Origin of the sequence: Acinetobacter sp. YH12233 (assembly GCF_013417725.1) — a bacterium.
In the GTDB taxonomy this organism is placed as follows: domain Bacteria; phylum Pseudomonadota; class Gammaproteobacteria; order Pseudomonadales; family Moraxellaceae; genus Acinetobacter.
Genome location: NZ_VPDK01000039.1, coordinates 1 through 22005, shown reverse-complemented (window position 1 = coordinate 22005; position 22005 = coordinate 1). Strand labels below are relative to the sequence as shown.

The 22005-nt window shown below is 42.3% G+C and carries 20 protein-coding genes, 4 tRNA genes and 2 pseudogenes; 15 read left to right on the top strand and 11 right to left on the bottom strand.

Annotated features, from left to right (window positions below):
* The first annotated feature begins 140 nt into the window (after window positions 1-140).
* From FTV12_RS13735 to FTV12_RS13715, 5 genes are all read left to right on the top strand, one after another.
* Window positions 141-230: transfer RNA gene (locus FTV12_RS13735), tRNA-Ser, on the top strand.
* A gap of 13 nt (window positions 231-243) precedes the next feature.
* Window positions 244-320: transfer RNA gene (locus FTV12_RS13730), tRNA-Arg, on the top strand.
* A gap of 49 nt (window positions 321-369) precedes the next feature.
* A tRNA-Arg gene (locus tag FTV12_RS13725) sits at window positions 370-446 on the top strand.
* 117 nt (window positions 447-563) lie between these two features.
* Complete coding sequence (locus FTV12_RS13720) at window positions 564-1172, top strand: dihydrofolate reductase family protein (protein WP_180012361.1); 609 nt, start codon at window positions 564-566, stop codon at window positions 1170-1172.
* A 232-nt stretch (window positions 1173-1404) separates the two neighbouring features.
* Window positions 1405-1481, top strand: a tRNA-Arg gene (locus FTV12_RS13715).
* 100 nt (window positions 1482-1581) lie between these two features.
* Here the strand turns inward: FTV12_RS13715 and FTV12_RS13710 are convergent.
* On the bottom strand, window positions 1582-2883 hold the full coding sequence (locus FTV12_RS13710; protein WP_180012359.1) for an SRPBCC family protein: 1302 nt from the start codon (window positions 2881-2883) through the stop codon (window positions 1582-1584).
* 160 nt (window positions 2884-3043) lie between these two features.
* Here FTV12_RS13710 and FTV12_RS13705 point away from each other — a divergent pair, with 160 nt between their 5' ends.
* The 3 genes from FTV12_RS13705 to FTV12_RS13695 all read left to right on the top strand — a co-directional run bounded on the left by FTV12_RS13705 (window position 3044) and on the right by FTV12_RS13695 (window position 5407).
* The gene (locus FTV12_RS13705; protein ID WP_180012357.1) at window positions 3044-3541 is read left to right on the top strand and encodes a YcxB family protein; all 498 of its coding nucleotides are present in this window, start codon (window positions 3044-3046) and stop codon (window positions 3539-3541) included.
* A 26-nt stretch (window positions 3542-3567) separates the two neighbouring features.
* On the top strand, window positions 3568-4209 hold the full coding sequence (locus FTV12_RS13700; protein WP_180012355.1) for a fumarylacetoacetate hydrolase family protein: 642 nt from the start codon (window positions 3568-3570) through the stop codon (window positions 4207-4209).
* Between the two features lie 259 nt (window positions 4210-4468).
* Entirely contained in the window at window positions 4469-5407 is a 939-nt protein-coding gene (locus FTV12_RS13695; RefSeq protein ID WP_180012352.1) for a DMT family transporter, read from the top strand.
* Between the two features lie 127 nt (window positions 5408-5534).
* On the opposite strand, the gene FTV12_RS13690 is transcribed toward FTV12_RS13695, so the two are convergent.
* Window positions 5535-6782, bottom strand: coding sequence for a YihY family inner membrane protein (locus FTV12_RS13690; RefSeq protein WP_180012350.1), 1248 nt, complete (start codon window positions 6780-6782; stop codon window positions 5535-5537).
* A 113-nt stretch (window positions 6783-6895) separates the two neighbouring features.
* Here FTV12_RS13690 and wrbA point away from each other — a divergent pair, with 113 nt between their 5' ends.
* Window positions 6896-7492, top strand: coding sequence for an NAD(P)H:quinone oxidoreductase (wrbA, locus tag FTV12_RS13685; RefSeq protein ID WP_166135591.1), 597 nt, complete (start codon window positions 6896-6898; stop codon window positions 7490-7492).
* Between the two features lie 168 nt (window positions 7493-7660).
* Here wrbA and FTV12_RS13680 read toward each other — a convergent pair.
* A pseudogene (locus FTV12_RS13680) lies at window positions 7661-8014 on the bottom strand (hypothetical protein); the annotation flags it as partial.
* A gap of 190 nt (window positions 8015-8204) precedes the next feature.
* On the opposite strand from FTV12_RS13680, the pseudogene FTV12_RS13675 reads away from it, so the two are divergent.
* Both FTV12_RS13675 and FTV12_RS13670 read left to right on the top strand, forming a co-directional pair.
* Window positions 8205-9314, top strand: a pseudogene (locus tag FTV12_RS13675) (CsgG/HfaB family protein); the annotation flags it as partial.
* Between the two features lie 86 nt (window positions 9315-9400).
* Window positions 9401-10075, top strand: coding sequence for a hypothetical protein (locus tag FTV12_RS13670; protein ID WP_180012349.1), 675 nt, complete (start codon window positions 9401-9403; stop codon window positions 10073-10075).
* Window positions 10076-10357: 282 nt separating this feature from the next.
* Here the strand turns inward: FTV12_RS13670 and FTV12_RS13665 are convergent, their stop codons facing one another.
* The 3 genes from FTV12_RS13665 to FTV12_RS13655 form a co-directional block, all read right to left on the bottom strand.
* Complete coding sequence (locus FTV12_RS13665; RefSeq protein ID WP_004786836.1) at window positions 10358-10933, bottom strand: xanthine phosphoribosyltransferase; 576 nt, start codon at window positions 10931-10933, stop codon at window positions 10358-10360.
* Between the two features lie 90 nt (window positions 10934-11023).
* Window positions 11024-11683: a DUF3108 domain-containing protein gene (locus tag FTV12_RS13660; protein WP_373683638.1), complete on the bottom strand. Its 660-nt coding sequence runs from the start codon at window positions 11681-11683 to the stop codon at window positions 11024-11026.
* 207 nt (window positions 11684-11890) lie between these two features.
* A complete protein-coding gene (locus FTV12_RS13655; protein WP_004786832.1) occupies window positions 11891-12577 on the bottom strand; it encodes a hypothetical protein in 687 nt (228 codons plus the stop codon).
* A gap of 261 nt (window positions 12578-12838) precedes the next feature.
* On the opposite strand from FTV12_RS13655, the gene FTV12_RS13650 reads away from it, so the two are divergent.
* The gene (locus tag FTV12_RS13650) at window positions 12839-13696 is read left to right on the top strand and encodes an energy transducer TonB (protein WP_171284737.1); all 858 of its coding nucleotides are present in this window, start codon (window positions 12839-12841) and stop codon (window positions 13694-13696) included.
* Here FTV12_RS13650 and FTV12_RS13645 read toward each other — a convergent pair.
* From FTV12_RS13645 to miaB, 5 genes are all read right to left on the bottom strand, one after another.
* Window positions 13693-14094, bottom strand: a complete 402-nt coding sequence (locus tag FTV12_RS13645) for a hypothetical protein (protein WP_104425710.1) — start codon at window positions 14092-14094, stop codon at window positions 13693-13695. The two genes, FTV12_RS13650 and FTV12_RS13645, sit on opposite strands and share 4 nt — an antisense overlap.
* A 158-nt stretch (window positions 14095-14252) precedes the next feature.
* On the bottom strand, window positions 14253-14552 hold the full coding sequence (locus FTV12_RS13640) for an antibiotic biosynthesis monooxygenase (RefSeq protein ID WP_125279719.1): 300 nt from the start codon (window positions 14550-14552) through the stop codon (window positions 14253-14255).
* A gap of 92 nt (window positions 14553-14644) precedes the next feature.
* Window positions 14645-15127, bottom strand: coding sequence for an rRNA maturation RNase YbeY (ybeY, locus tag FTV12_RS13635; protein ID WP_159122610.1), 483 nt, complete (start codon window positions 15125-15127; stop codon window positions 14645-14647).
* Window positions 15128-15161: 34 nt separating this feature from the next.
* The gene (locus FTV12_RS13630) at window positions 15162-16238 is read right to left on the bottom strand and encodes a PhoH family protein (protein ID WP_004786823.1); all 1077 of its coding nucleotides are present in this window, start codon (window positions 16236-16238) and stop codon (window positions 15162-15164) included.
* 38 nt (window positions 16239-16276) lie between these two features.
* On the bottom strand, window positions 16277-17734 hold the full coding sequence (miaB, locus tag FTV12_RS13625; RefSeq protein ID WP_179992786.1) for a tRNA (N6-isopentenyl adenosine(37)-C2)-methylthiotransferase MiaB: 1458 nt from the start codon (window positions 17732-17734) through the stop codon (window positions 16277-16279).
* Window positions 17735-18068: 334 nt separating this feature from the next.
* On the opposite strand from miaB, the gene FTV12_RS13620 reads away from it, so the two are divergent.
* From FTV12_RS13620 to FTV12_RS13610, 3 genes are all read left to right on the top strand, one after another.
* Complete coding sequence (locus FTV12_RS13620) at window positions 18069-20003, top strand: transglycosylase SLT domain-containing protein (protein ID WP_373684721.1); 1935 nt, start codon at window positions 18069-18071, stop codon at window positions 20001-20003.
* A 34-nt stretch (window positions 20004-20037) separates the two neighbouring features.
* On the top strand, window positions 20038-20676 hold the full coding sequence (locus tag FTV12_RS13615) for a ribonuclease I (RefSeq protein ID WP_179992790.1): 639 nt from the start codon (window positions 20038-20040) through the stop codon (window positions 20674-20676).
* A 172-nt stretch (window positions 20677-20848) separates the two neighbouring features.
* Entirely contained in the window at window positions 20849-21835 is a 987-nt protein-coding gene (locus tag FTV12_RS13610; protein ID WP_004786815.1) for a malate dehydrogenase, read from the top strand.
* Window positions 21836-22005: the final 170 nt, after the last annotated feature.

Genomic DNA, 22005 nt, shown 5'->3' with positions numbered 1-22005 from the left:
TTATCGGGTTTTTTCAGGACTTAAATGACTAAAAACAGGGAAATTGTTTAAAAAGTATTTAAACGAGCAAAAATATGCAGTTTTTTTTCAAGCTGTGCTTGCAGTGCTATGCCGAAATTTGTATTATGGCGGCACGTTACGGTGAGATGGGTGAGTGGCTGAAACCACGTCCCTGCTAAGGACGCATACGGGCAACTGTATCGAGGGTTCGAATCCCTCTCTCACCGCCACTTTACTTATGTCGCGCTCATAGCTCAGCTGGATAGAGCACTTGGCTACGAACTAAGGGGTCGGGAGTTCGAATCTCTCTGAGCGCACCAATAAGTAAACCGGAAAATAACGCAGTCTAATAAAGACGACACAAGTTACGCGCTCATAGCTCAGCTGGATAGAGCACTTGGCTACGAACTAAGGGGTCGGGAGTTCGAATCTCTCTGAGCGCACCAACTTGAACAATGAACCGCACATGTTGCGGTTTTTTTGTGCCTAAAATTTACAGAATCCGCCTGAATCACATGCTAAAAATAAATCCTAGATGACTCAATAAAAATAAGGGCAGCGTAATGAGAAAAATTATTGTCCAGGAATTTCTGACTCTAGATGGTGTAATGCAGGCACCCGGCGGCCCGGAAGAAGATACATCTGGTGGCTTTCAATATGGTGGCTGGGTGGCGCCGTATTTTAGTGCTGAACCCGATGCAGCATTTGATCGCATCATGCAAAAATGGATGCAGTCTACCGATATTCTGATTGGTAAGAATACCTTTCAGATTTTTGAGCCTTACTGGCCGAAGCATGCTGAAGACTGGCCAGGAATTAATGAAGTAAATAAATATGTGCTATCCACCAGTTTGGATCACTTGGACTGGCAAAATACGATCTTTCTAAAAAGTATTGATGAGATCATTAACCTGAAGGCTTCAGGGGAGGGGAATATTCGGGTGTATGGCAGTGCTGCAGTGGTACAGGCGCTTTTTAAACATGATCTTGTGGATGAACTCTATTTAATAATGACCTTTCCTATAATATTGGGCAAAGGAAAACGTCTATTTGCTGAAGACTCTATGCCAGCAGCATTTGCACTGACAGATCATCAAGTGACTTCAAATGGCGTGGTATTGAGCTGTTATCAGCGGGCAGGCAAGGTTAAAACTGGCCTGGTTGGAGAATAGCTCTATTAGGCTGTGAGCAAATGAATATGAGGTAACTGAAAGATTAATTTAGCTAATCCTGAAATTTTGCCAAGTCTGGGTTATTGCTTTTAACTCTAAATTTGCAGGAATTTTCATCAAAAAAACTGAAATATTGTAGTATCGTTTAATTACTGTACGTTCGGTTATAATTTTATTAAAAAACACTTAACAAGTGCTGAAAACTCTATATAATGCACCCCATCAAGACGTCGCGCTCATAGCTCAGCTGGATAGAGCACTTGGCTACGAACTAAGGGGTCGGGAGTTCGAATCTCTCTGAGCGCACCAATCTTGATAAAGAATTCTGAAAAAACCGCACATTGATGCGGTTTTTTTACGTCTTTAGTTTTTAATTTTTCATATAAAAAACCAATAATTAGACATGAACTTAAGATTTTAATTTCTGCTGTACTTTTAAGGCATAGACGGTATTACCACCAACTGCCGGCAACATGTCATGATAGGGAAGGCTGCGCATGGCTTTCAGTAAAAAAGGCGCCTGATCATGAATTTTCATGGAACTGGTGATTTGGAATAGCGTTCCCTGAGATTGCGGCAAAAGCTTCATTCCACCCCGTACAAATTTTAAATCTCCGCCATTAGCATAGAATTGGTTTTGTAAGGTATTTGGCTGTTCAAAACGCATTTTAAAATTAAAGGGAATCTGAATGACGCCCAAGCCGACTGATACCTTGTAGTTGGCATCAATACTTTGCGGGTTGACTGGGTTCAGTTCCACTTTTTTGATTTGTCGCGGAAAGAGTTTCTGGCTGGCCTGAGCCGATAACCAAGGCTGCAGCTTCTCAGTTGGATGTGAGAAATATTGATAGGTAGTACTGAATCTTAGATTTTCTGAACCTTTACCGGCCTTGACCTGATAATTGGGCAAAATAAAGCTGACAGGTTGTCCTGATTTTTGACTAAGCTGGGCAATTTTCTGAGTTTGCTGATTGCTGAGCTGAACTTGGGGTATTGCCATATTTAAAATTGTAGCAGCAGGATATTTAAAACGCTGTTGTAAAGCTTCAAGCAGAAAGGCATTGGTGCCAGCAGGAATGCCGAGTTTGGCTTCCGGCAGGGTATTTAGAATCTTGCTAAATAGAAAACCTCGCGGCTGGTTTAGATCACCCCATTGCGTCACCGTTACTAAGGTTTTATTGGGGCTCAGTGCAAACCATTCCAGCTTTCCGGCCCCATAGGGAATTGGCGCGTCCAGAATTAGTGTGCTGATACTGTTATTTTCCAGATGATGCTGCATCACCACAGTTTCTTTAAAGTTTAAGACCGGGATTGGGGTAGGAATATGCACCTGATATTTGACTTGTTGAATGCTACCTTGCTGTTCAATCACCTTGGCGGATTTTAGGGTCGGAAACAGGCCGACATAATTCGGATAATGTTGCAGTAATTTTTCGACTTGTGCTTCGGATGCAGGCAAGACTACAGCCGCACTATAAAACTGGGATTTGCTACTAGAAGCCGTTTTAAAAGTCGGTAGATGGGTTTTGCTGGCAGGATGCGCATAAATCAGGATACGTTCGCCAGTGAGTTCAGCCAGTTGCTGAGAATTGCCTTGAAATACATCAAGACTGCTTGGCAGATTAGGGGTCCATGGCGTTATTTTTGCAAAAGCCGGTGAGATTGCACATAAGGTACTACTTATCAGCAGATAGGGGATTAATCCTTTCATCCAATATCCTGTTGTGTATTTTTTGTTTTAATCATGATTTATTTAAAACTAAATTCAGTTATTTCCAAAGCAAAGTTATGTAATTGATAGCATAAGCCATGAGTTTTAAGCATATTTTGATATAGTATGGATCAGGATTTTATATTTTTGATGTGATGCTATGACTGAGTTAGCACCAACTTTATCCACCCGTTATTATCTTACTTTAGAAGAATCTCAGGATGGATTTGCTCTGGCCACTTTTGGCAAAAAACAGATTTCACGCTTTCTGACGCCTTTGGTTAGCATCGGGATTATTATCTGGGGCTTCTCAATGGACCTGAATGGGGTTGGCCGTTATTATGTGGCATTGGGTGCCTTCTTCCTGATTTTACAGGGCATCATGCGCTACTGGTTCCTGCCGATGATGTTTAAGCGCCAGTTTGTAAAATATCAGTTTGGAAAAAGTGAACAAGGCATTGACCTGTTTCAGGACTATGCAGAAATTTTCAATAACGGACGTAGCAAGGTCGTGCATTATAATGAAGTACAAAGTTTTGCTATCGGCAAGCTGACCTATATGCTGGAACTGAAAAACCGTACAGTGGTGATTGTGCCAAAACGTGCCTTTAAAGATGGTACTGAGCAAAGCATTTTCGAAAATACCTTCAAGAAATAAGACAGATCAAGAACAGGAAAGAGATCATGAGTACACGTCCATCGAAAATTGTTTGTGTCGGTCGCAGTTATGCTGATCATGCCAAAGAGCTTGGAAATGCGGTACCTGATCGTCCTGTGCTGTTTATCAAGCCACCGAGTGCTTTGACATCACTGGATGCTGGTATTGAATGGAATCCGGACTGGGGTAACTGTCATTATGAGTGTGAACTAAGTTTGCGTATTGACCGTACCTTAAGCAAGGAAAATGATCCTGCCAAAGTTTTGCAGGCAATTGGTGCTGTGACTTTAGGTCTGGATTTGACCTTACGTGATCTGCAGGATGACCTTAAGAAAAAAGGTCAACCTTGGGAACGGGCCAAAGCTTTTGATGGTTCTTGTGTACTTGCAGACTGGATACCGGTAGCCGATGTCATTACTGACTGGAAAGATGTGCACTATACGCTGGAGATCAATGATGAGCTGCGTCAAAAAGGCGATACAGCTTTATTGATTTTTGATATCGCAACTTTATTGGCAGACATTAGTCAGTTATTTACACTGGAAGAAGGTGATGTAGTGATGACCGGTACACCAGCAGGGGTGGCAGCCTTGCAATCTGGTGATCAATTGAAAATGACCCTAAAAGGCCAAAATCAGGATTATGTCTGGACGACATTTGTAAAGTAAGACCGGATTTTTGAGATCAAGGAGCCGAAGGGCTCCTTTATTTTGTTTAGAAAAGTGTAATGAGCAAGGGATAATTTATCAGACTGATCAGGCACGGTTGCCATTCAGTTTCTAGATATAAATTGGATAGCGTCTAAATCGTTTTTTACGCATCACGAATATTGCCTGAATCCCCCCATCGTATGTCTATTTTGATGTTATATCTTCTACTTCTAACATTTTTAGTATGTAGCGGCTCCAATCAAGAACGGGAATATATTTGAATCATCGTCAGGCACTAGATGTCAAAGCATCTGCCATCATGTTTGTACTGTGTATGTTGTGGGGTTTGCAGCAGGTCGTACTGAAGTGGGCGGCCAGTGATATTTCTGCCCTGATGCAAATTGCATTACGTTCAGCCTTATCTGCACTTATGGTTTATCCTTTAATTCAGCAGAGTGTACGCCGTCAGCTTTGGAATGCACGATACTTATCTGCGGGTTTACTGGTTGGTGTGCTGTTTGCCGCTGAATTTTATCTGGTGGGTGAGGCGCTGCGTTATACCTCAGCTTCGCATACCATTGTCTTGCTCTATACTGCACCAATTTTTGTGGCTTTGGGCTTGCACTGGAAACTGCCGGCGGAACATTTGTCTCATGTGCAATGGGGAGGAATTTTTCTTGCCTTTAGTGGTATTGTGGTGAGTTTCCTGCTGCGCCCGCAGACAGGATCTGCTTTACAATCTCATGCCTTATGGGGAGATTTTCTGGCGCTACTGGCGGGCGTGTTCTGGGCAGCCACGACCGTGAGTCTACGTTTGAGCTCGCTGGCTGAAGCGCCTGCAACCCAAACCTTATTCTATCAATTGCTGATCGCTGGCATGGTATTGTTGCCTTTGTCCTTTTTGACTGGGCAAGCCAGTATCCAATGGACGACCTTGTCTATTTCTAGCCTGATTTTTCATACGGTGGTGATTTCCTTCGCCAGTTATCTGATCTGGTTCTGGATGCTAAAACATTATCTGGCTTCACGATTAGGGGTATTTTCCTTTTTAACACCAGTATTTGGCATGCTGTTTGGCGTGTTAATTCTAAATGAGCATATCGAGATCAATTTCATTGTTGGGACCTGTATGGTGATGCTGGGCGTGATTCTGGTGAGTTTACAGGGATGGTTAAACAAGCCTGTGCCTCAGATCAAGACTCAAACCTCTATATAAAAATCCGGTCAATGAAAATAACGACACTTAGTTTTTGGATTATAGCTTTAATGACAGCAAGGATGATTATCTGCTGACAATTGATCCAATTCATTTAAAAAAATCCTCTCAAAAGAGAGGATTGAATTTATTTACTGCGGAACAGTTCTGATAATGGAAAACTGAGCTTTTCTTCCAGAAACTGATCAGTTTCATTCAGTTTAGGTGAGAACTTTTGCATCCAGAGATCATCAGTATGCACATCAGTCAGATGCTGTTTGCGCGGCAATGGATAAGGAAGCTGTAGATAAAAATTCCAGAAGCTGACCTGATCCAGATCGCGTACCAGCACATATTCATTGTCATCTGTACGTTTAATCAGATTCTGTTTTTCAAGCATGCTGACATAGCTAGGCCAGCGTCCAATTTCATCCCGTCCCAAAACTTCTAGTGCCTGGGCTTCACTGACACTTTCACCAGTTTTCTGCTTTTTATAAAACAGTTCTAATAGATCCAGCAACATGACGATTGGATGGCGCTTATTGTCCTGTCCAGATTCGAATGCAGTCAGGGCATAGCTGATTTCCACGCCCAGCAATACAATAATCCAGGACAGATAAATCCAGAGCAGGAAAATAGGGACAGCTGCGAAAGCTCCGTAAACAATTTCATAACTGGTAAAGTTTGACATCAAAAAGCCGAACAGGTTTTTCAGAAGTTCGAAGACGATGGCACTAAACAGACCGGCAATAAAAGCTGATTTGAGCGGTACACTCCGATTGGGAATAGTCCAGTTCAGAATAAAAAAGCCAAGCACGGTCAGAGAAAAAGATATTACCCAGAGAATAAAGGCACCATCCAGTTCATAACCGGCAAAGTTATTACTGAGAATATTCATGGAGGCCAAAGTAGAAGAAATCACAAAGGCGCTGCCCAGCAAAATTGGACCAAGTGAAATTATGGTCCAGTAACGCATAAAACCGATAATGCCACCGCGGGTTTCAGTCACACGCCAGATCCGGTTAAAGACCGTTTCGATACTACTGAGCATCAGTACTGTTGTGATAAATAAGAAAAGAATACCGATAATAGTTAAATTGCTGGACTTCTCCGTGAAGGCATTGAGGGCTTTATCGAAAGCGATCGTTGTTTTAGGTAAAAAGTTACTATAGATCAGCTGTTGGAGCTGTTGTCGTGCCGGTTCCAATGCTCTGATTGAAGAGATAATGACCAGAAACACGGTCAGCATCGGAACTACAGCAAACAGGGTAGTATAGGTCAGTGAACCAGCCTGCTCACGACATCGGTCAGCCTCGAAACGCCGTAGTACAAATAAAATAAATTGAAACCAGTGTTTTTCATAAAAAGGTAACTTCTTTAAATATTCAACGATCATGCGCTTTCAATCTCAATTTTTTTATTCATCATGAATTTTCATTCTTCAGCTTACCCAAAAAAGTTGCGAAATACCGTATAGTTTTATTTTTTTAAGTAATGAATAAGAACTTTATGCAACCTTATGTCCTTGTTTTATATTACAGCAAATATGGCTCAACCAAAGAAATGGCGCATCTGATTGCGAATGGTGTTGAAGCAGCAGGAATGGCTGTAAAAATTCGTACTGTTCCAAATATTGCGACCGTAGTGAAAGAAGCAGAGCCGAGTATTCCGGCAGAAGGTGATATCTACTGTACTTTAGATGATCTTGCCCAGTGTGCTGCTTTGGCATTAGGTTCACCCACCCGTTTTGGGAATATGGCTTCAGAAATGAAATACTTTTGGGATCAGACCACCAGTTTATGGCTGAATGGTGCTTTGCATGGCAAGCCAGCCTGTGTTTTTACCGCGTCAGGCTCAATGCATGGCGGACAGGAAAGTACTTTACTGACGATGCTACCGCCATTGTTTCATCACGGTATGATGATCATGGGATTAAGCAATGCGACACCAGCTTTGTCTAATACTAAAAGTGGTGGTACGCCTTATGGCGCAAGTCATGTGAGTGGCCCACGACATGACCAAGGCTTAAGCCAGGATGAGAAAATTTTGTGTGAAGTACAGGGTAAACGTCTGGCCGAGGTTGCTTTAAAACTCTATCAGGCTTAAGAAATTAATTAAAAAAGGAAATGAAGAATCAGCTTCATTTCCTTGATTTTATTAATCTTCTTTTTGATCTTTTTGATCTTTTTGATCTTTTTGATCTTTTTGATCTTTTTGATCTTTTTGATCTTTTTGATCTTTTTGATCTTTTTGATCTTTTTGATCTTTTTGATCTTTTTGACTGAATCTGTGTTTGCAATTCAGACACTGATAATCCAGAAACAGATTGCGATCTACAGAAACACCTGCTTTTTTACCTAAGAAGTTTCCGACCACGCCCCCAGTAATGCCTACGCTGATTGCGCCTACGAAGGTTCCCACCGTGCCGCCTACAATTACCCCTAAAGGACCTGCGACTGTACCAATGGCAGCGCCAATTGAAGCGCCAGAGGCTGCGCCACCCACTGTACCGGCCGTGGCGCCGGCTGAGGTCATTAAAATACCACCAATTTTTTTCAGATTCTTTTCGTGATCGCGTAGCTCAATTTCCGTTGAACCACATTTAGGACATTGCATAGGATTTTCCATCAGCGATTAGTATTTATTCATTTTAAGCAAATGTGTGATATGGAACCTTACTTAGACAAGTAATTATTCAGCACATCCGGCTCAACAGTATGTAGGTTCTGAATATTGAAGTCAGGAACATTTCATACCAATTTGATTCTAGTGGAATTTTATTCAGAGAAGTTTAGCTGAGTTGTAAATACATGCATTTTCCACTAAGAAACCGGTGAAACTGGTACAAGGACCTCCTATTACCGATATTTTTACCCCTTTTGATATGGCTTTATCCTGTTTAAAAGGGCAATTACGTAATGATGTCAGCTTCTCTGTGGGTGCGATTCTGGATCAAACCGGTAAAGATGTGGTGACCAATGGAGGTAGTGGGAAAATGGTCACTCAAGGCGCTGGAGATATGGTGCAGTCTGCTTTATTTCAGGCGGGAGTCAACTTAATGAACCGACGTGATCCCCGAATTATTGAAAGTGAAGCCAAGTGGGGGATTCGGGATCCAAGACAGATTCAGGCCTCTGATTATTATGTGACTGGCAGTATTAACAGTCTGGATTTTATTCCGGGGGGTGGATTTGATATGCAGATTGCGGGTGTTGGCCCGAACTACAGTCAAACCCGTATTATGGTTGGTCTGGATTTATCTCTTACCGATACACGTACGAGTAAAGTCGTTGCGAATGTATCGCTGCAAAAGCAGATTGCTGCACAGGATTATGGTGTCAGTGCCGGGCGGTTTACTGGACGTACCTTGTTAAATGTTCAAATCGGTAAAGGAGAACGTGAGGCGACTAATTTTGCTTTACGGCAAATGTTGAATCTGGCCACTTTTGAATTACTCAGTCAGGTTGTCCCACCTCCAGTCTTTGCAGGTTGTCGTGCACAAATACCACCTGAATATGGTCAGCTCAATCTGACACGAAGTTCTGTGGCTTTGCATAAGTACAAAAAAAGTCAGGAGCAAAATAGTATAGCGTCCAGTACTGCTGTTCAGGAGTCAGCTGCAACAGAATCTTCTTCATCCAATGAAAAAAATAAATCGACCAATTCACCGAGTAAGGATACGAAGCCACCTAAAAACAAAGAATCCGAAGTGATTCAGAATCCTGAAGCAGATCCTGAAATGAGTAAACAAGATTTAATTAAATATATCAGTAAGAAAAAAGCTTCGTCTTCTTCAGGTGTAATAAAGAACAAAAAAGATTCGCAAGAAATGAATTCTAAAGAAAAAGAAGAGGAGAAAGTATCCATGTTGTGGGATGCCAATCCTGAAGTTATAGAAAATTACTGGTCAAGTTCTCAGCGTGATTAATTGACCAGTAAAAATGGGCTCGCTCCCATTATGAGAAAGAAATACTGAGCGAGAAGTATTTCAAAGCTAAAAAAGGAAAAACAACGATGAAAAACACGATCAAAACAATCGCTTTATCCGTCGCTTTCCTGTCTGGTGCAGGTATGGCATATGCTCAAGATGATGAAACACCAACTGAAGTAACCGTAGATACTGGTTTACAAGCGACCCTGGAGTTGATCTCTCAGCAGGTGGAAAATGGTTCTGCCTTGAATCTTGCAGTAAATACAGGTGATGTTGATGCCAGCGTCGATTTACAAGCATTAGGAGAGGTATCAAGAGAAGCACAGGATGCAATTAGTTCAATTGAAGGTACGATTGAAACTACAGCAATTGGCGCCGCGAATACAGGTAGTATTACACTAGAGCAAGGCAGCTTTAATAGCGTGATATCAGACGTATCAGATGAGACATATAACTATGACTTCAGTGAAGTTACCAGTGCAACTAATAACTCAGAAACTGTAGAAGAGCTCTCAGAGGTTGCTGATAGTTCAGACATCTCAGAAGTAGTGAGTACTACACTGGCGACCAACTACAGTGAGCAAATCAATGAAACTTTAAGTAATTATAGTGCAGCAAATATTGCTTACAATGCAGGTACCATTGATGCATCTGTAAGTGCAATTGCAGAAGGAACTCAAACTGCTGTTAACAACAGCATCACAACTACCGCCATTGGTGCTGTCAACAGCGGTAGTATTACTGTGACTGTCAAATAGTTTATTGTTGAAAATAAACCAAGGGTCTAACTATTGGCAGATAGTTAGGCCTCTTATTTTATAATAATATCAGTTTAAATTGTTGTTATTTGTCGGATAATAAATTCTTGAGGCTTTAGTTTTCTTGAAATCTCATAAGAAAAAGTCGGAGTACAACTATTTACGTGCAGTCGAAAATAGATAGTTTTATAGCTATGTTTTAGTTATTCCTAGCTAACAGAAATTAAAAAAATCCAATAAAAAAGAGTGCCGAAGCACCCTTTAAAATATTCATTTGTAAACTTAATCGCGAACAAATTCGACAGTACCATTTGCCAAAGATTTTACACGTGCTAGTGATTCAACGCGGTAACCTTTTTCAAGTAACAAGTCACGGCCTGGCTGGAATGATTTTTCAATCACAATCCCGATCCCTACCACTTCAGCATTCGCCTGATGAATCAAGTCAGCAAGACCCAGTGCTGCCTGACCATTTGCCAGGAAGTCATCAATCACTAAAACCTTGTCAGATGAACTAATGTGTTTATTTGAAATGGCAATCGTGCTTTCAGTCTGTTTGGTAAATGAAAATACTTTAGAACGGTATAAATCATCTTTTAAAGTGAGAGACTGGTATTTACGTGCAAAGATTACTGGAACACCAAGCTCTAAGCCTGCCATGACTGCAGGTGCAATACCGGACGCTTCAATGGTAATAATTTTGGTAATACCAGCATCTTTAAACAGACGCGCAAATTCCTGACCAATTTGCTGCATCATGATTGGATCAATTTGGTGATTTAAGAAAGAATCAACTTTCAAAACTTCTTCAGATAGAACGATACCTTCGGCTAAGATTTTCTGTTCTAGTGCGTGCACGGGAGAATCCTCAAGAGCAGGTGCTTTTTAAAGCAAAAGCGTATTGTAAAAAGCACCCAAAAAAAATCAAGCGAAATTCACCAAAAAACCTTAGTTCGTTTTACCGTTATAGCTGGTCAGCAATAAACCGTAAGAGGTTTTCTTGTCGACATGCGATACTTTGACTGGTAAGTAGTCCAGTTTCGGTGCTAACCAGAAAGTAGTTTCACGGCCTGGTTTGTTGTGTTTAATCACTACTTTAATGGTACTAAATGAACCATATTTGGTGCTCACCGTTTCTGTACCTTGTTTGACGAATTTACGGCCTTCCACTTCTTTGGCATCAGCAATGTAGTAATTCGATTTTAAACCACCATTTTTCAGGTCTTCACGAATCTGCAATTCAGCATTTAGCTCATCCAGTACATCTGCTCTCCAGGCAAAAGAACGTTTTTCATCATCTTTCTTGGTACTGATCGTTTTGCTAGAAGGATTAAAGTTAATACTCATGGTGTTGCTATGCACCAGAATCTTGCTGGTACGGCTGAAACTGCTTGAACCAATCTTGCCATTATTGAAAGTAAAACGGCTGGTTTCAGTCGCTGAAGCAACGCCACCTGCTTTGGCTGCAAAAACATAGGTCCAGTTATTACCAGATTTGCTTAAGGTACGGGTAGCAGAACCCATATTTTTTCCATTGTAGCTAAACTGATAATTGGCTTGGAAAGGCGCCATGGCGAAGGTCTGGGTGGATAAACCAGTAAGTACCATTGCGGTAGTCAAGCCTGCAGTCACACCTAAAGTTTTGAATACAGTTTTCGCCATAAAGAATTGTCCTGTGTAATTTCAGATAAAATTGATCACTTTCCACTTTTTATTATTTGGTCAAAATATGGAAAATGAAGGGAGATTTTCAATAAAAATGTATATTTCATGTAGTTACTGGTGAGTTTGTTTAGTTATTGAATTACACACAGTTTAAGTCGGTTCTTTCTGTTTGATCGGTGTGACTTTATTGTCATCCATGTCGTCTTCGTCCCATTTCTCTTCTTTTTCCTGAGAAAGCTTTCTGAACAGGGCAGCAAGATTCACATTACCGATCACCACCAGTTCAGCTTCGCGAAGTACGGCGTGATTTACATGAACCTTACCAAGCGTCTCAATCACCGAGCGGTTTTTGCCTAACCAGCGATTCAGATCCAGATGCAATAAATCATCTTTTACTTTAATGACACCGAGTTTTTCCAGAATCATGCCAAGAGGGTCCTTATTCAGCACGCGCTGATAGAAAAACAGGGCGAATCGTACCCCCAGTTTATAAAAGACATTTGGGTATTTGGCTTCAATCAACTGGGTATCACTGATCTGTTCAAATACAATGAGCTGCGTATTCTTATTCAGCTCCATTTGCACCAGTTTTAAATCAACCGATAAGGTCACGTTCAGACCTTTATAGTCCAGCGTGGCATAGAGTCGTAACCAGTCATCATGCAGATCGGCATGCAGATCTTTTAGCATGGAAACATTGTCAGTGACAAAACGTTGAAATGTCGCATTCAGGAAAACTTGAGACAAAGGAAATTCGCGTTCATCCTCAATAAATCCTTCCGCCTTTTGATATGCCTGGCGAATTTTATTAGAAATATTGGAAATTAGCGTTTGCATCTTTAAGCGTCCTGGCAACTATATGTTTTAATTCGAAGTGTATCTTGTCGAATTGTATAAAAAATACAAGAGTTTCAGCTTGCAGTTTAGCAAAATAAATAGCACCATTTTTAGGGTTTTAGTTATCTAACGTTGAAGATTTGATGGGTTTGGCATTTTTAAAACAAAAATGCAAAGCCGTTTATTTTTTAATTTTAAAAATGCTGTTTGGGAGATGAACTCAAGTCTGGGTTCGTAGCGATGAGATCAACCATGATATTAATGCCTCTGGTCAAAGCCTGGTGGAAAGATCCAATTTTTAATAGCGCCGTATTTGCAGCTGTTATTTTGCACGTAATTTTTCTCACGCTGGAATTTGGTATGCCACAAGATCAGGAGAGCATGACCAAAGAAATTGCAGTCAGTATTCGTCAAACTGATGAAAAAATTGAGCATGCAGATTTTCTGGCTCAAACTGACCAGCAAGGTTCAGGTAAATTTCGTGAAGCACATCGTATGTCGAGCGATATGCCTGCACCGTTGATGGAGCAAAAGACCGGAGAAGAACAGCAAGAAAGTCCGGACATGTTGCAACAACAGCGCGAATTAAGCTTTGAAGAAAAAGTACTGATGACGACTTTAAGCTGGCAAAAACAGGCGGAAGAAAATCAGCGCAAAAAAATGCAGGAACAGTTACAAAGTCAGTTTCAGGCCAAAGCCGCTATGGTAGCCAGTCTGGAAGCCCAATATCTGCAACGACAACAAAACTTCAGTCGTCAGCAAAAAATTAAAACCGTAGATGGCATCCAGTCCAAACAGGATGTTTCTGCAGCTTATCTGGAAAAATTCCGTCAGAAAGTGGAGTTCTATGGTAACCGCTATTATCCAGACGCTGCCAAACAGCAGAATCTGGCAGGAGAGGTGCGCTTGATGGTGATCTTGAACCAGAACGGCGGAATCCGTGCAATTCGCTTAATTGACAGTTCAGGGCATAATTTGCTAGATGAAGCTGCAAAATCTTCAGTACGCAAGGCAGCACCATTCGGAGCATTTGATGCCAAGATGTCGGATATTTCCGAGCTGAGAATTATTCGAACCTGGCGTTTTGATCCGGCTGAAGCGGAGTTTGAGGTGCGTTAATCTGGGCGCTTCGCCTGTATATAACTACCTTGCTGAGTTCCATCGTCCCAGACCACATTTAAATGGTTTTCATCTATGGCTAGATATTTGGGAAATATCATTAAGTCCTGGTACTTTGGATCTGCTTTTAAGCCAATACACTCTTTATTTTGCCACCATGTTCCTTCGGCAAATTGATCCAGAGCACCATAGGCCAGATACCATTTAAAGGTACCATCTGCTTGTAACAGCAACTCCGAACCTAATTCCATAACTCCGTTTAAATAATAATGGCCTGCCCATGAGCTTTGGTTCTGTTGAAATTTAATTTTTGGGCACATGGGAATTGAGTGGGCATAAAGTGATGAACACAGCCAGGGAGAGAAAATAAGTAATGCAGTCGAGAACAATCTTTTCATTACGTTCTCCTAAAATTTTTGAAGCACAGTTCTTTGTTAAAGTTCATTATGTGCTTATGTATTTCTGGAAGAAATCATGAATGCGTAAGCAGATATTTTTTTAAAACTCTGTATCTAAGAACAGATCAAGAAAAAAATAAATAAGGATCGATGAGTATTTAATTTAAATGTGCATCATAGCGCCGTAAAACTTCACAGACTTCCACGCTGAAATATGTATACCAGCTATTTTTCCCTAGCTCTTGAGCGGCCTGATGTTCAGCATCTGCATGCCAAGCGCGAATATCATGCAAACTGTTCCAGTAAGAAAGTGCAATTTCTTGAGTACCTTCGGTCAAGGCTTCAAAATGTTGGCACTGAAATTGTGAAAGGGCTCTTTCTCTCATTCGCTGGGCTGTTTCAAAATAACACTGATCTAATTCTTTAATTTGCGCTTTGAAAATCACGACATATTTCATGAAGGTTTTTATTTTATTTCTTAAATTGAGCTTATTATGAAGTGAATAAAATGAAAAAAGCGAGCCTTGGCCCGCTTTTTAATTGTTGAATTTTAATCTCTTTCCAGATAGGGATTAGCAATACCCAGTTTGTCCAGAATCTCGATCTCAATGCTTTCCATTTCTTCAGCATCTTCCTCTGAAGTTTCATGGTCATAACCCATCAGATGTAAAGTGCCATGTACCAGCATATGGGTGAAATGGATCAGTGGAGCTTTGTCCTGTTCAGCAGCTTCACGCAGCACTACTGGAATACAAATCACCAGATCACCGATCGGGAAAGCATCCAGAACCTGTGCCATTTCATCTGGAAGTTCGCTTGGAAAAGACAGGACATTGGTCGGTTTATCCTTGCCGCGATATTCCAGATTGAGTTTATGACTTTCGTCATTATCGACACAGGCAATGCCAATTTCACAATCACTTTGGGTACCGATATGGCGCAAAGTGGTTTCTACAACTTTTTTAATATAGGCACGTTTCAGCACCAGTTCTGGTGACTGAAAGTCCTGTTGCAGGGAGAGACTAAGTTTCAACGTGAATCCTTAAAAATTAAATAACAATGCAGCTTTAATGCTGTGCATCAGCCGCAGCATCATTCTCGGCTATCAAGGCTTCCTGACGGGCTTTACGCTCAGCACGAGCCTCAGCGCTTAAACGCTGCTGTTCACTGTCCCAGCCTTCGTAGGCTTCAACAATTTTCTGAACCAGCTGGTGACGCACGACGTCACGAGAATGGAAACGGGTAATATGAATTTCAGGGATTTTATCAATCACACGTAAGGCATGTGCCAGACCAGACTGCTGACCTCGTGGTAAATCCACCTGAGTCACGTCACCAGTAATCACTGCACGTGAACCGAAACCTAAACGGGTCAGGAACATCTTCATCTGTTCAGGTGTAGTGTTCTGGGCTTCGTCCAGAATCACAAAAGAATGATTCAGGGTACGACCACGCATATAGGCAAGCGGTGCAACTTCAATAATCTGACGTTCGATCAGCTTGGCCACTTTTTCGAAACCAAGCATCTCATACAGGGCATCATAAAGGGGACGCAAATACGGATCGATCTTCTGGGTTAAATCCCCCGGCAGGAAGCCAAGTTTTTCACCTGCTTCAACTGCGGGACGAACCAGTAGGATACGCTGGATTTCATTACGCTCCAGCATATCTACAGCGGCTGCAACGGCGAGATAGGTTTTACCGGTACCCGCAGGGCCAATACCAAAGGAAATATCACTTTGCAGAATACGCTGTACATAACGTTTCTGGTTGGCACCGCGAGGATTGATCCGGCCTTTGCGCGTTTGCAGCCAGACATTGTCCAGACCGGTATGTTCCTGTTCTTCCAGGTTCTCCTGGAGTTCACGATCGGTCTGGCTACCTTGAATCATCATATGCAAAGTATCTGCACTGATCTGCTGGCTGTGTTCAGATTCTTCATGAAGACGTTGCAAGAGCATTTCGGCTCTCTCAACGGCATCGATTCCACCATCGATAAAGAAACTTTCACCTCGGTGGGAAATTTTGACGTCTAAACGTTGTTCAATTTGTTTCAAATGACCGTTATAGGCACCTAAGACGGCTTGTAAACGGTCCATCGAAATTCCAGGAAAAGCTACTGTACGTCGAATCGTTGCAGTCAAGAGTGTTCCTTTTAGAAGTGTACGTTATATGCTCTACATTACGCCACGTCAGGCTCAAGATTCAAGAGCTCACCGTAAACTAAATTTAAAGTTTTAATTTCGGTGATTTCGATCTCTGCAAAGCGTCCTACCCACGATGCATCACCAATAAAGGTGACATAACGGGTATTGTCTGCTGTACCCACCAGAACATTCGGATCTTTATCAGAAACTTTCTCAACCAGTACGCGCTGGACTGTACCGAGCATAGCATCTGTTTTACGAATACTGGACTGTTTAATCCACTCCTGAACTTTGGCCAGACGCTCTTTTTTCACCTGTTCAGGTGTTGTATCTTCCAGCTCTGCAGCAGGGGTGCCCGGACGTTTTGAATAAACAAAACTATAAGAGTGATCGAAATCCAGATCCTGAATAAACTGATAGGTTTCTTCGAAGTTCTCATCGGTTTCGCCCGGGAAGCCGATAATAAAGTCTGAAGATAAATGCATGTCTGGACGAACTTTACGTAACTTTTCGATTTTCTCGATATACACATCAATGGTGTGGTTACGTTTCATCGCCTGCAATACATCATTGGAACCGCTTTGTACCGGCAGATGCAGATGCGACACCATCTGTGGCAGGTCACGGTAGCACTGGATCAAATCATCATTGAATTCCAGTGGATGCGAAGTGGTATAACGAATACGGCCGATCCCCGGAATTTCTGCAACCAAACGTAACAGATCGGCAAAAGTACAGATTTTACCGTCAAAGGTCTCACCGCGATAACCATTTACGTTCTGACCGAGCAGGGAAATTTCACGCACACCTTTTTCTGCTAAGCCAGCAATTTCAGCCAGAACGTCATCCAGCGGGCGAGATACTTCTTCGCCACGTGTATATGGAACTACACAGAATGAACAGTATTTTGAGCAGCCTTCCATGATCGAAACAAAGGCCTTATAACCTTCAACACGCGGTTCAGGCAGGAAGTCAAATTTTTCGATGTCCGGGAACGAAATATCGACCAGTTTAATTTTTTCTTTTTTCGGTTTTTCGACCTGCTCAAAATGCTGGTCCAGCATTTGCGGTAAACGGTGCAGGGTTTGCGGACCAAAAATCATGTCTACATAATTGGCACGTTTCTGGATATTGTCACCTTCCTGAGAAGCCACACATCCACCGACACCAATAATCAGATCCGGATTTTTTTCTTTCAGCTTGCGCCAGCGGCCCAATTCTGAGAATACTTTTTCTTGTGCCTTTTCACGGATCGAGCAGGTATTCATCAGCAGAATATCCGCTTCTTTAGGATCAGTGGTCAGCACATAGCCGTGGGAATCGCCCAGCAGATCTGCCATACGGTGACTGTCATACTCATTCATCTGACACCCTTGCGTTTCGATATACAGTTTTTTAACTGAACCATCGATGGCTGGGGTGTGCGCTGGCTGGGTGACAGTGTTTTCTGAGGCAGCTGGGGCACCATTCGGAATGAAGGTTTGAACCGTCATGTAGGCTCCTACAAGGTAATACGTCGAAAGAGTGAACGAATAACCTGTTTGCATAGGCAAACGGGTAAATAAAAATTCAATTCACGTTCTGAAATCTTTAAAAGGCGCATATTTTAGCAGGAAAGTCGCTTAAACTTATAGCCTAAAATGCGGCTGGGAAAATATTGATTTATGGACAAAAAGTGTCTGAAAATTAATATTGTCTAATCATAAGGTTACATAAGTGAACAATACAGTGGGTTATAATTTTCCGGCTAACTCTTATGATAGGCAACAGGGGCTGGGCGAAAACTCGATGATAGAAGGCAAATTGATGTTTAAACACACTAAAAATATGAAGAAATATTATAAATTACTAAGCTTGAGTGTGGCGTGTCTCTGTTCAATGAGTGTGCAGGCAGCAGAAGAACAATTTAATGATGCCTTACGCGCGGCAAATGCTGGAAATATCGGACAATTACAACAATATCAGTCTGCCATGCAAAATGATGTCTTGGGCTATTATCCTGAATACTGGATTCTGAACCAGAATCTTGGCTCACAACCTGCCAGTCAAATTATCAGTTTCGCCCAACGTTATCCTCAGTCGGCTATGGCAGAAAAACTCGCAGCCGATTATGTCGAAGAAAAAGTCAAAATGGCTGACTTTTCTACTGCGCAACCAGTTCTGCAATATGTCACCAATGCCGATCCGGCTGAAGCCTGTGCAGTTGCACAAGTCCGTGCCAAAAGTGGCGATCAGCTGGTTTATGCTGAGTTTAAGGATGTTTGGCTAACCACCAATTCTCAACCTGAGTCTTGTACAGGCTTGGGACGCATGATGTTATCCAGTCCGCTTATGACCAATGAAGACCGCCAGCAGCGTTTGTGGGTGCAATTACGTGCTGGTCAGTCTGGACAGGCTATTGCCACTGCACAAGGTTTAGGGCTTAACCTGTCTCTGGCTCAGCTCAATACGATTCAGGCCAATCCAACCAATTATTTATGGTCAGCCCCTAAAAGTACTGCCGCTGATCATGCCTATCTGATTTATGCGTTGGGGCGTCTGGCAGATAGCGATCTTGATTCAGCAATGTCCATTGTAAAACGTACTGCTGAAGGCACACCGGTACAAGTACAAAAAACACTATTCAGAACTGTGGGTTATATCGGCGGCACTACGGTAATGAAAAATAACTTCAACCGTGAAGTGCTGAACTATCTGGATGCCAGTTATGGTTTGCCATTTAGTCCGGAAGAAGCCGAAATTTATGCCCGTCAGGCGATTCGTTTTAGTGCCTGGGAAAGTCTGATTCGTGCCATTGATGCCATGAGTGTGAACCAGAAACAGGAAGACCGCTGGCAATATTGGCTGGCACGTGCCAGTGAACAGCGCACAGATCGCGCTTCAAAACAGGCGGCAGAAAGTATCTATAAAAAACTGGCAGTCGGTGAGGATTATCATAACCTGCTAGCGCGAGATAGATTAGGCCAGTTAACGGCTTCTACACCGAACTCGGCACAGCCATCCAGCCAGGCCATGCAACGCCTGAACCAAGATATTCATTTCCGCCGTGCCTTTGTCTTGCGCAGTATTAATGCGCCAGAGAATTATATTAACCGTGAATGGAACTGGGCAGTTCGACAGGCTTATTTAAGAAAAGATGACGATTTACTGTTGGCAGCAGCCAAACGTGCGATGGATATGGGCTGGTATGACCGTGCCATTTATGCAGCAGATCGTACTGCGGACAAGCATAATTACAATTATCGTTATCCGATGCCACATCAGAATTATGTCGTGAGCCATAGCCGTAATGCTGGCATTGATGCCGCTTGGGCTTATGGTTTGATGCGTCAGGAAAGCCGGTTTAATACCGGCGCACGCTCTCATGTAGGCGCTGGTGGTTTGATGCAAATCATGCCGGACACCGCCAAACTGGTTGCTCGTCAAATGGGTGAGACTTATAACCCCGCAGCCTTAACCGATATGAACACCAATATCCGTTACGGAACTTACTATTTATCAACAATTCAGCGTCAATTGAGCAATAGTCCAGTACTGGCTACAGCAGGTTATAATGCCGGCCCGAACCGTGCCCGCCGTTGGCAACCCGAATTCCAAAGTATTGCTGCGGATCAATATACCGAAACCATTCCTTTACTGGAAACGCGAGATTATGTGAAACATGTCATGACGAACGCGACATATTACGGTATTTTATTGGGACAGGGCGCACAATCGGTCGGTAAGCGTATGCAAGCCATTCCGTTACGTAATACACCATAGCATTCAAAAAATCTAAGGGAAGGATAGTTTGTTGATCAAGGGAATAAGGGGTGCTCAAATTTCTGCTGGATGGGCTGCGCTTTTATTTTTAGCAGCAAGTCCAGCTGCCTTTGCACTGCCAACGGGTTATGTCATGGACATCCAGATGGTACCGGCACTTTGCAGTCTGGATCCGGCCTACAGTAAAAAAAGAAAATGTCTTGAAGGTTATTCCCTAAATATTTCTGGTCTCTATCCTCAAACCACATCAACACATTGCACTACTACCAGTTCTGCGAAGTTACCGCCTTTGCAGGCTAAAGTGGTGGCCCGTATCATGCCGGATGAAAATACCCGCGCATTGCTCTGGCATAATATTGGTGGTTGTATTCCGATGAATGCCACGCAGTATTTTCGTACCGTGATCAATCATGCTGATCGTCTGAAAGTTCCTGAAGAACTCACCGAGCAGGAAAGTCATACCGTTTCCATTGATATGCTGCGTTCCAAATTTCTGAAAATCAATCCGCAACTGCCTTCAACAGCATTGCGCTTTAACTGCCATCAGACCCGCGCATCCAGCCTGCTGACCTCCATCCAGGTCTGCTATAACGCCAATGGGGGTTATAAAGGCTGTCCTGCAAACATTATTAATACATGCCCAAAAACTGTCACAATAAAAGGGACATACTAAGCTTTTTAGCCAAATTAATTTATATTTCCTATCATACTTTTGTTGAAATCCATTCTCTTTTACATGCATCTCGAAGAGGATTGGAGTACAATCTTTGCCGTTTATGATTATTAAGATTAGATAGAACAGCTATTTAATCATTATGACGATCCTCTCAATTGGAGATAATTACATGAAGCAACCTGTTCGCGTTGCCGTTACTGGCGCTGCTGGTCAAATTGGTTACAGCCTATTATTCCGTATCGCAAGCGGTGAAATGCTTGGTAAAGACCAACCAGTTATTCTTCAATTATTAGAAATTCCTGTTGAGAAAGCTCAGCAAGCGCTTAAAGGCGTAATGATGGAACTAGACGACTGTGCTTTCCCATTATTGGCGGGCATGATCGGTACTGATGATCCTAAAGTAGCTTTCAAAGATGCAGACTATGCTCTATTAGTTGGTTCACGTCCACGTGGTCCTGGTATGGAACGTGCTGACCTGCTTAAAGTAAATGGCGAAATCTTCATTGGTCAAGGCCAAGCACTGAACGAAGTTGCTAGCCGTGATGTTAAAGTTCTTGTTGTAGGTAACCCTGCTAACACTAACGCTTACATCGCAATGAAATCTGCTCCAGATCTTCCAGCGAAAAACTTCACAGCAATGTTGCGTCTTGACCACAACCGTGCGTTAACTCAACTTGCTCAAAAAGCGGGTGTTGCAGTTTCTGACATCGAAAACATGACTGTTTGGGGTAACCACTCTCCAACAATGTATGCTGACTACCGTTTTGCGAACGTAAACGGCGAAAGCTTGAAAGACAAAATCAACGATGCAGCTTGGAACAAAGACGTATTCCTTCCAACTGTTGGTAAACGTGGTGCTGCGATCATCGAAGCACGTGGTTTGTCTTCTGCTGCTTCTGCTGCAAACGCTGCAATCGACCATATGCGCGATTGGGCTCTTGGCACAAACGGAAAATGGGTAACTATGGGTATTCCTTCTGACGGTTCTTATGGTATTCCTGAAGGCGTAATGTTCGGTTTCCCTGTAACTACTGAAAACGGTGAATACAAAATCGTTCAAGGTCTTGAAATCGACGAATTCAGCCGTGAACGTATCAACGTTACACTGAACGAGCTTGAAGAAGAGCGCGCTGCAGTTGCTGACATGATCAAATAATTTAATCTTTTTAAGATTAAGTTAAAAAAGCACTCCATTGGGGGTAATGCCAGTCAGTTAAGCAAATTTTAGTAAAATGTAGTAAAAATGAGTGTATGTAAATACGCTCATTTTTTTATGTCTTTATCTGAACATTTAGAATCCACTCTTGAACATTCTCTCCCATCACT

What these genes read in the sequence shown, in the direction of transcription:
- FTV12_RS13640 (WP_125279719.1), bottom strand. Translation starts at nt 14,552, where the DNA reads ATGAAATATGTCGTGATTTTCAAAGCGCAAATTAAAGAATTAGATCAG.
- FTV12_RS13655 (WP_004786832.1), bottom strand. Translation starts at nt 12,577, where the DNA reads ATGCAAACGCTAATTTCCAATATTTCTAATAAAATTCGCCAGGCATAT.
- FTV12_RS13620 (WP_373684721.1), top strand. Translation starts at nt 18,069, where the DNA reads ATGAAGAAATATTATAAATTACTAAGCTTGAGTGTGGCGTGTCTCTGT.
- FTV12_RS13610 (WP_004786815.1), top strand. Translation starts at nt 20,849, where the DNA reads ATGAAGCAACCTGTTCGCGTTGCCGTTACTGGCGCTGCTGGTCAAATT.
- FTV12_RS13660 (WP_373683638.1), bottom strand. Translation starts at nt 11,683, where the DNA reads ATGGTACTTACTGGTTTATCCACCCAGACCTTCGCCATGGCGCCTTTC.
- FTV12_RS13645 (WP_104425710.1), bottom strand. Translation starts at nt 14,094, where the DNA reads ATGAAAAGATTGTTCTCGACTGCATTACTTATTTTCTCTCCCTGGCTG.
- FTV12_RS13700 (WP_180012355.1), top strand. Translation starts at nt 3,568, where the DNA reads ATGAGTACACGTCCATCGAAAATTGTTTGTGTCGGTCGCAGTTATGCT.
- FTV12_RS13720 (WP_180012361.1), top strand. Translation starts at nt 564, where the DNA reads ATGAGAAAAATTATTGTCCAGGAATTTCTGACTCTAGATGGTGTAATG.
- FTV12_RS13690 (WP_180012350.1), bottom strand. Translation starts at nt 6,782, where the DNA reads ATGATCGTTGAATATTTAAAGAAGTTACCTTTTTATGAAAAACACTGG.
- FTV12_RS13710 (WP_180012359.1), bottom strand. Translation starts at nt 2,883, where the DNA reads ATGAAAGGATTAATCCCCTATCTGCTGATAAGTAGTACCTTATGTGCA.
- FTV12_RS13670 (WP_180012349.1), top strand. Translation starts at nt 9,401, where the DNA reads ATGAAAAACACGATCAAAACAATCGCTTTATCCGTCGCTTTCCTGTCT.
- FTV12_RS13705 (WP_180012357.1), top strand. Translation starts at nt 3,044, where the DNA reads ATGACTGAGTTAGCACCAACTTTATCCACCCGTTATTATCTTACTTTA.
- wrbA (WP_166135591.1), top strand. Translation starts at nt 6,896, where the DNA reads ATGCAACCTTATGTCCTTGTTTTATATTACAGCAAATATGGCTCAACC.
- FTV12_RS13650 (WP_171284737.1), top strand. Translation starts at nt 12,839, where the DNA reads ATGCCTCTGGTCAAAGCCTGGTGGAAAGATCCAATTTTTAATAGCGCC.
- miaB (WP_179992786.1), bottom strand. Translation starts at nt 17,734, where the DNA reads ATGACGGTTCAAACCTTCATTCCGAATGGTGCCCCAGCTGCCTCAGAA.